The sequence below is a fragment of the Novipirellula sp. genome (assembly GCF_041583735.1).
In the GTDB taxonomy this organism is placed as follows: Bacteria; Planctomycetota; Planctomycetia; order Pirellulales; family Pirellulaceae; genus Novipirellula.
In genome coordinates this window covers 1-4637 of sequence record NZ_JBFHFD010000681.1, presented here as the reverse complement: position 1 = coordinate 4637, position 4637 = coordinate 1, and the positions used below count along the sequence as shown (strand labels likewise).

Sequence of the window (4637 nt, the reverse complement as noted above, 5' to 3'; positions counted from 1 at the left end):
CGCGCGTTCGCTCGTTCGATTTTGCCCGATTGGCACCTCGTCGATGATACCCTGCAAGAAGCTAGTGTGACGATGTGGGAAAAATTGGGGCAACTGCATGACGAGGCTGGTTTCCTTCCTTGGGCTAAGGTCATCGTGCGGTTCAAGTGTCTTTCGGCCGTCGACAAATTGCGTCGGGATCGCCACGTGCTCAGCCAACAGGTGCTCGAATTGATTGCCGACGAGGCCGAGGCGATGGACGCGGAACAGTATGTCGCGATCCGCAACGCATTGTCCCAATGTTTGACTCAATTTTCACCGCCTCATCGCGAATTGTTGTTGGCTCCCTACGCCGGGGATGGACGCGTGAAACAGATCGCCGAACAAGGCCGCAAGTCCGTCAACGCACTTTACAAATTACTAGGAAGGCTGCGTCAAAAGTTGGCGTCGTGTATCCGCGGACAACTTTTACCGGAGATGTCCTGAGATGGATCCCAAATCATTAATTCACCGTTACCTGATCGGCGAGGTCAGCGAATCCGAAGCCGCCGAACTGGATCGTTTGTTGGAAGCGGACTCCGATTTGCGTCGCGAGTTTGTGATTGCTGCCGCGATGGATACGGGACTTCGTGAAGTCGCGTTTGAACAGGCCATTGATGACGTGGTCGATCCGGCACGTGAATCAGCATTAGCAACGACGACCGAGAGCGCAGGCAAGGTGTCTGCGGGTAAAAATGGATTGCCATCGATCGTGCTCGTTACTGCCGCATCAATACTTGCGATTTTCTTCGTTGCCCCCGCATGGCTTTTCCCACAGTCCGAGGACTCCGCCACGGTCGCAACGCTGCTGTCGGCGGAGAATGCCGCCTGGGAAAGTTCGCTGCCAACCACCCCTGGATCCGAGTTGGCTCCAGGGTTGATGAAATTGGTGGCCGGAATCGCCACGGTCCAGTTTCGTTCGGGTGCCGAGGTGATGATCGAAGCGCCGGCAAATTTGGTTTTGATCTCGCCAATGCGAGGCAGACTGCTTGATGGTGCGGCGGTGGTCAGCGTGCCCAAGCCGGCGATCGGCTTCGTTCTCGAAACGCCCGATGGTTACGTCGTCGATCATGGAACCGAATTCGCCGTCAAAGTCGCTGGCCAAGGGAAACCATCGGCCTTTGAAGTGATCAAAGGTGAGATTTCGGTGCATCTTGTTTCAACCGGTGAAAACGTGCGGTTGACCGATCGACAGTCCGCTTCGATCTCGGATCAACAACTGACAAGTTTCGACGGCCAGCTGCCCGAGGAAACGCTCGAGGCGACGCATCAAGTGCTGCGGGTTGGAACCGAGGGTCGCGCTACGTCGGTGATTCGCAACAACAAACGCAAAAAACGAAACCATCCCGATTTGCTGATGATCAAACGAGGCGCTGCGGGGCCCTGGGATCAACGCGCGTTGTGCGGTTTTGACGTCAGCGATGTTGATTTTGAGACGATGAAATCGGCTCGGTTGCGATTGAATCTTGTTCCCAGCGGACTTGGTTTCGCGACTCGATTGCCAAAGATCAACCGATTCGCCGTGTATGGGCTCACCAACAAAGCGAAAAGTGATTGGGTGATCGAAAGTCTTTGGGAGGACGCACCGGGCCCCGAAGACGGCGTGCTGTTGGGGACGTTCGAGATACCACGAAGCGTGCAACGTGGCAGCTTCGGGATCGAAAATGAAACGCTGCTGGAATTCCTGAAGACACACTCGGATTCGCCAGTCACGCTGATTATCGATCGACTGACCGGACAAATTGATGGCGAAGGGCCTGGATTGGTCCACGCCTTCGCGAGTGATTCGCATCCCGAAGCGTCGGGGCCGATCCTCGAGTTTTCACCTCAGCAGAAGAATTAAGATTGTATGTCGTCTTTAGATTTTATTCGTAACGATTGTTCACGCTCTCTTAGCGGTGCGGCGCAAGCCGTCTGGTTCGCGGCTAATGACCAAAGCGAAATTCCGGAGAGTTTGCAAGCTGGCGCGAAGCGAAACCAAACGACGGGCACCATCGCGTGTACCCTGTTTGCGATCTTGTTCGCTTGCACATACGGACCGGCAAGCTGGGCCGCCGAACCGTCGGTAACGCCCGCCGTCATGCCCGCCAAACATGCCGCCGTCTTTAAACAGTACTGTTACGATTGCCACGATGCGGTAGCCGAAGAAGGCGGAGTCAATCTCGAAGACATCTCGTTCGATATCGCTCGCAACATCGAAACCGCCGAACGATGGCAAAAGATTCTGAACGCAATCAACTCTGGCGAAATGCCGCCTGAGGATAGTGAGCCGATTTCGGACAAAGCCAAGATCGATTTTCTCGAAGACTTGTCAACGCGAATGGTGGTCGCTCGTAAATTGCTTAGCGACACCGGTGGCGAGATCACAATGCGGCGACTGAATCGACGCGAGTACCAAAACACAATCGAAGCTCTGCTCGAGGTACGTCCGGATGCATCGAGTCTGCCGGACGATCAAGCGACCGCGGGGTTTGACACCGTCGGGGCGTCACTGTTTTTTTCAAGTGACCAACTGGAAAACTATCTCGCCACCGCCAAGGCGACGCTGCAATTGGCATTGGATACCCCACGCACAGTGAAATCGAGAACCGTTCGCATCGAGCCCGAAGAGGAATACACCCCACACTACGCTAACGCGCTTGCGGCGCTTCAGGACAACATCAAACGGGCAACCGCGTGGAAGTCGCAGTCAGAGAAACCTGCATCGGAATTTGGTTTCCTTGACGAATACGCCGCTAAGAAAAGTCTTGAAAACAGCAAGAAATGGGCTCCGCAACTTGAACAGTATCTGGCGCGTCCCGAAACGAAAACCGGCGCGACGTTGATCCTGACGATCAAAGATGGCGGCTACACGAAAATCAAGTTTCCTGCGTTGGGGCCTGAGAATGCAGGCAACTACACGATCCGGCTTCGCGCTGCGGCGTACTCCGATGCCGATCCTCGCTTTCAATATCTTGAATTTTCGTCTGGTTTTGGCAGCGGTCGCAAACATCTGGGATGGCGAAAGGTCACCGGGACGCTCGAGGAACCTGAATTGATCACGTTTCCGATCGAACATCAGCCAGGCGAAAGAATGCAGATTTGGGTGCACCAACGTAGCCACCAAGATCGCGGAGACAAGAATCTATGGACCATCGATCAACAAAACAATGGAATCGGTACACCGCCCGGCGTATGGATCGATTGGGCTGAATTGGTGGGGCCCGAACCGGATCCGGACGGCGCGGCATCCATCGCCGCGAGAAAACGAATTTTGCCGGAAAAACCGAGCGACTTTAGTGACGAGCGTTACGCCAAGGAAGTGCTTCACGACTTTGCCGTGCGTGCTTTCCGAGGCGAATCGCCCAGCGATGACTATTTAAATCGTTTGGTTCAACAATACGAGACCAATCGTGCCAAAGGGATGACGTCGACCGATGCAATGATCGGCCCGCTTTCCATCATCCTGTCCTCGCCCAGTTTCCTATATATGGTCGAATCGACCGGCAACGATGGATCCCCCGAATTGACCGCTACTGAACTTGCCGTTCGGCTGTCATATTTCTTGTGGAGCGAGTCGCCCGATCAGGAACTGATGTCGGTGGCCCGCAGCGGTCAACTCTCGCAGCCTCGCGTTCTGTTTGCGCAAACGGCACGACTGCTGGCCGATCCGCGTGCAGATCGTTTTGTTCGCGGCTTTGTGCATCAATGGTTGCAGATGGAACGATTGGACATGTTCCAATTTGACGGTGTCCAGTTTCCTTCGTTCGATAACGCCGTGCGTGCCAATGCGCGAGAAGAGATCTTTGCGACCGTGCACCACATGCTTGCGGAAAAATTGCCGCTCGGGACGCTGTTGAAATCCGATTTCCTCGTCGTCAATGATGTCATGGCCGATTACTACGGTGTGCCAAACGTGGATGGCCACGAATTCCGCAAAGTCAACCTTCCTACGGATTCACGTCGCGGCGGATTGCTCGGCACCGCGGCGGTGGCCGCGATGGGATCTGACGGGCTGCGATCCTCACCCGTCGAACGAGGCGCTTGGGTGCTTCGTCATCTGTTAAACGATCCACCGCCACCCGCACCACCGAACGTGCCGCAACTCAGTCGTCTCGCCGGCGAAGTTTTGTCGGCTCGCGAATTGACCAAGGCACATCAAGAAGAACCACAATGTGCCCAGTGTCACCAGAAGATCGATCCGATCGGTTTTGCACTCGAAAATTTCGATGCTTCCGGAATGTGGCGTGATGTGGAAACCGTGATGGTTGGCGAACGCAGAAAGAAACGGGCCGTCGAATTCGAGATCGACGGTAGCGGACGCCTACCCAGCGGTGAGCAATTTGCAAATTATCAAGAATTACGCGACGCGGTGGCAAAACACGAGGACGACTTTGCCATGGGATTAACCGGAGCGTTAATCGAATACGGACTCGGACGCCCCTACGGATTTACGGACCAAGACATTGCCGACCAAATCCTCGAGTATGCAAAGGCCAATGACTACGAGTTAAGCGTTTTCATTCACGCGTTGGTCCAATCAAAACCATTTAAAACGAAGTAACGCCTGAGGCGATGTGACAGAGAGATTGAGAGATTGAGGGATTGAGGGATTGAGAGACGGAGGAGATTAGGCGATG

3 protein-coding genes are annotated in these 4637 nt (G+C 54.7%); all 3 read left to right on the top strand.

Features of this window, described 5'->3' with window-relative positions; genetic code table 11:
- On the top strand, window positions 1-465 hold a 465-nt coding region (locus ABX962_RS30835; protein WP_372725336.1), incomplete at its 5' end, for a sigma-70 family RNA polymerase sigma factor.
- 1 nt (window position 466) lies between these two features.
- A complete protein-coding gene (locus ABX962_RS30830; protein WP_372725334.1) occupies window positions 467-1861 on the top strand; it encodes a FecR domain-containing protein in 1395 nt (464 codons plus the stop codon).
- 6 nt (window positions 1862-1867) lie between these two features.
- A complete protein-coding gene (locus ABX962_RS30825; protein ID WP_372725332.1) occupies window positions 1868-4561 on the top strand; it encodes a DUF1592 domain-containing protein in 2694 nt (897 codons plus the stop codon).
- Window positions 4562-4637 lie beyond the last annotated feature (76 nt).

Excerpts from the sequence above, each read along its gene's own strand:
- ABX962_RS30830 (WP_372725334.1), top strand. The coding sequence starts at position 467 with ATGGATCCCAAATCATTAATTCACCGTTACCTGATCGGCGAGGTCAGC.
- ABX962_RS30825 (WP_372725332.1), top strand. The coding sequence starts at position 1,868 with ATGTCGTCTTTAGATTTTATTCGTAACGATTGTTCACGCTCTCTTAGC.